Below are 4,149 nucleotides of genomic sequence, written 5' to 3' on the forward strand. Positions count from 1 at the left end.
GCGATGATCATGGCGAAGCACCAGAGCGGCCAGCCGAACCGCCGCGCCTCGACCAGCGGGAAGATCAGCAGCACGAAGGCGGCGGCGACGATCAGAACCCCGATGACATCGAGCGAAGACCGTTCGCTTGATACAATGTCGGGGATAAGGATGCGCCCGGCAATCACGGCGGCGATGCCGACCGGCACGTTGATGTAGAAGATCGAGCGCCATTCAAGCCCGAAAAGGTCGATCGCGATCAGCCAGCCGCCGATCAGCGGGCCGGAGACGATGGCAATGCCGCTTGCTATCCCGAACAGCGAGAAGGCGCTGGAGCGCTCCTTGGAGGCAAACATGTCCTGCGCCAGCGCCAGAACTTGCGGCGCCATGATCGCGGCGCCCAGCCCCTGGCAAAGCCGCGCGACCACCAGCGCCGTGATATTGGGCGCGGCGCCGGAACAGGCCGAAGCCACGGTGAAGAAGCCGACGCCGAAGAGAAACATCCGCTTCTTGCCGATGATGTCGCCAAGCCGCCCGCAAGGCATCAGCGCCAGCGCGAAGACCATCACATAGCCGGCGATGACCCATTCCAGCGACGAGCTGTGGGCATCAAGATCCTTGCCGATGACCGGCAGCGCCACATTGACGATGGTGGCATCGAGAAGGTTCATGAAGGCGGCCGCGATCAGCACCGACATCGCCAGCCATCGTCCCGGATAGGCCGGCGCTTCCGTCTCAGCCGCCTGCGTCATGCACGTCCCCGTTGTCAATGATCCCTTCCTCATCCTTTGCCGCTCGCGGCGAACAAGTCAATCAGAGCTATGCCAGAAGCAGCGTCAGCACGCCGAGCACGACGAGCACGCAGCCAAGCGCCTCGGCCGCGGTCATCTTCTCCTTGAAGACGAGGACCGAGGTGGCGAAGGAGAACAGCATCTCCACCTGCGCCACCGCCTTGACGATCGCCGCCTGCTGCAGGGTCATGGCGATGAACCAGCCAAAGGAGGCCGTCGCGCCGACGAAGCCGACCGCGAGCGCCGGCCGCCAGGCTCTTGCCACCTTGGCCAGCTCGGCGCGATCGAAAGCTAGCATGTAGACGAGCATGGCGACCGTCTGAACCGCGATGACGATGACCAGCGTGAAGGCGGCCTGCATGATCGCGTCGGGCTGCGGCAGGCTCGGCGCGAGCGCCAGAGACGCCGCGCGGTAGGAGACCGCAGAAAGCCCGAACAGCGTGCCCGATGCGATGCCGACCAGCGCCGTGCGGGTCAGAAGTCCGCGAACGAGACCGCCAAAGCCCATGTCATTGCGCGACAGCGAGATCAGCATGACGCCGGCGATCGAGATGAGGATGGCCGCGATCGCGGCGAAGGATATGGTTGCGCCGAAGAAGATGAAGGCGAGGATGGCCGCCTGCGCCGGCTCGGTGCGCGAATAGGCCGTTCCCACGACGAAATTGCGGAAGGAAAACAGATAGACCAGCAAGAAGGTGGCACCGATCTGGCTGACCGCGCCGATCAGCGCCCAGAAGGCGAAATCGCCGTTCGCCGCCGGCACCGGCCGGTCGAGGCCGTAGGCCAGGAAAGCGAAATAGAGCGCGGCAAAGGGCAGGCCGAAGCCGAAACGGGTGAAGGTGGAGCCGAGCGTGGCCATGCGCCCCTTCAGATATTTCTGAAGCGTGGAGCGCATGTTCTGCAGAAAGGCGGCGGCGAAGGTGATGCCGATCCAGAGTTCCATGGGATGAAGACCTTGTGAGGCGGGCAACCGAAGGGGTGAAAGTCAGTTCACGCTCGCTCAAAGCCTGCCGCAGGCGGTCTTGCAGAAATGCGCGAAGAACCGGGCCGGCAGGCGCTTTCTGTCCTGCAGGATGATCGCGCCGCAAGGCGAAAAGCTGATCGGTCCGGTTTTCATCCCTTCTGCTTAGCACAGTCTCGCCCGCCCCGGAAGCAGGCCGGCCGCGCACTGACGGAAATCAGTTTCCTTCCCGCGCCGGCTCTGCCATAAGCAAACCCATGACCAGAACACATCCCGAAGCCGCCGATTTCGCGACGATCCGTGACTGGGTCTTCGATCTCGACAACACGCTCTACCCGCATCACGTCGACCTCTTCGCCCAGGTCGACCGCAACATGACCGCCTATGTGTCGAAACTCCTATCGCTGCCGGAAGACGAAGCGCGCGTGCTGCAAAAGAACTATTACCGCGACCACGGCACGACGCTGCAGGGCCTGATGATCAATCACGACATCGATCCCAATGACTTTCTTAAAAAGGCGCACGAAATCGACTATTCCGTGCTGGAACCGAACCCGGTTCTGGGCGCGGCGATCAAGGCGCTGCCGGGCCGCAAGTTCATCTTCACCAACGGCTCCGTGCCGCATGCGGAAAAAACCGCGGAAGCGCTCGGCATCCTCGATCATTTCGACGAGATTTTCGACATCGTGGCCGCCGGCTTCACGCCGAAGCCCGAGGCCGATGCCTACGCGAAATTCCTCCGCCGCTCCGGGGTGGATACGGACCATGCCGCCATGTTCGAAGACCTGCCGCGCAATCTGCGGGAGCCGAAGACGCTCGGCATGAAGACGGTGCTGATCGTCCCGCCTAATCTGGAATACGGTTTCGCCGAGACCTTCGAACGCCTTGGCGACGAGACCGCCCATATCGACTACGTCACCGAAGACCTCGCGGGCTTTGTCGGCGCCGTGCTGGATTTCCATGGTGAACGGAATATGAATTACCGATAATTCAGCTACCTTGCGGATAATTAAGTCGTCCCGGCGGCAACGCTCGCTTACCTTCATCTTGTCATCACGGCAAAACGAGGATTTGAGCCATGACCGTCAAGCATCTGACCCTGACCGCACTCACCGCGACACTGGCCTTCGGCGCGACCGCCATGCCCGGCGCGGCGCGCGACATGCGCGGGCCCGCCCCCGTTGAACGCGGCTATATCTTGCTCCTGAAGAATGCCGACGCCGACGGGAACGGAAAGATCACCGAGGAAGAAGTCGCGGCCTTCCGGGACGGGCGTTTCGCGGCAATCGACGTCAATGGCGACGGCGTGATCACGCCCGGCGAATTTGCCGACGCCCGCAAGGCGAAGATCGCCGAACTCCGCAAGACCAATCCCCGCCCCGGGGCGCGCGGCGAAGACCGCGCCGCAATGGCGAAGGAGCGGAATAACGAGAACCGCGACGGCTGGAGGCCGCGCATGGCCATGAAGGACGGCGACCGCAGGATGAGCCCCGATGGCGAACGCCGCCAGGGCAAATGGGACGGCCATCATCAGGGCGCCATGCAGCGCGTCTTCTTCGTCCGCGCCGACAGCGACCGCAGCGGCCAGATCTCGCAGGAGGAATTCGCCGCCTTGTCCGCGAAGATGTTTTCCCGCATGGACCGCAACGGCGACATGGTGATCACCGTCGACGACCTGCCGGATCGCCCGATGCGCTGGTAGACATTCCGCACACGTTCTTTCGACCGTCTCCATCGGTCGCGTCCGATGCGCTTCATCGGCATGCCCTCGCCTCCCGGCGGGGGCATTTGCGTTTTTCGCCGATGAACCTCAAAGCCGTCGGCAAAGATTGACGCACTGGCGCGCCTCGCCTAGAGCAGTGGGACAGCTAGACGCTTGACGGATTCTTCCGCGCCGCCCGGCGCGACATTGACAAGGACGACCCATGACCGACCACGCATCGCTTGAAAAAACCATCGAGACCGCATTTGAAAACCGCGCCGAAATCTCCATTTCGACCAGGGGCGAAGTGCGCGAAGCGGTCGAGGATGCGCTCAACCTGCTGGACAGCGGCGAGGCACGCGTTGCCGAGCGGCAGGAACACGGCGCCTGGAAGGTCAACCAGTGGCTGAAGAAGGCGGTTCTGCTCTCCTTCCGCCTGAACGATATGGAAGTGGTCAAGGGCGGTCCGGGCGATGCCACCTGGTGGGACAAGGTGCCCTCCAAGTTTGCGGGCTGGGGCGACAACCAGTTCCGCGCCGCCGGCTTCCGCGCCGTGCCGAACGCCGTCGTGCGCCGCTCGGCCTATATCGCGCCCGGCGTGGTGCTGATGCCCTCCTTCGTCAATCTCGGCGCCCATGTCGATGAAGGCACCATGGTCGACACCTGGGCGACCGTCGGCTCCTGCGCCCAGATCGGCAAGAATGTGCATCTCTCCG

5 protein-coding genes are annotated in these 4,149 nt (G+C 63.4%); 3 read left to right on the plus strand and 2 right to left on the minus strand.

The window, feature by feature from the left end:
* Positions 1-731: MFS transporter (locus AC5DC2_RS20375; RefSeq protein ID WP_491699802.1), on the minus strand; the 731-nt coding region annotated here is incomplete at its 3' end.
* 67 nt (positions 732-798) lie between these two features.
* A complete protein-coding gene (locus tag AC5DC2_RS20380) occupies positions 799-1,713 on the minus strand; it encodes an EamA family transporter (RefSeq protein WP_491699803.1) in 915 nt (304 codons plus the stop codon).
* A gap of 275 nt (positions 1,714-1,988) precedes the next feature.
* On the opposite strand from AC5DC2_RS20380, the gene AC5DC2_RS20385 reads away from it, so the two are divergent.
* From AC5DC2_RS20385 to AC5DC2_RS20395, 3 genes are all read left to right on the plus strand, one after another.
* A complete protein-coding gene (locus AC5DC2_RS20385; protein ID WP_491699804.1) occupies positions 1,989-2,720 on the plus strand; it encodes a pyrimidine 5'-nucleotidase in 732 nt (243 codons plus the stop codon).
* Between the two features lie 89 nt (positions 2,721-2,809).
* Positions 2,810-3,433: an EF-hand domain-containing protein gene (locus AC5DC2_RS20390; protein WP_491699805.1), complete on the plus strand. Its 624-nt coding sequence runs from the start codon at positions 2,810-2,812 to the stop codon at positions 3,431-3,433.
* Positions 3,434-3,656: 223 nt separating this feature from the next.
* Positions 3,657-4,149: 2,3,4,5-tetrahydropyridine-2,6-dicarboxylate N-succinyltransferase (locus AC5DC2_RS20395; protein ID WP_491699806.1), on the plus strand; the 493-nt coding region annotated here is incomplete at its 3' end.

This window comes from Martelella sp. (genome assembly GCF_984369615.1).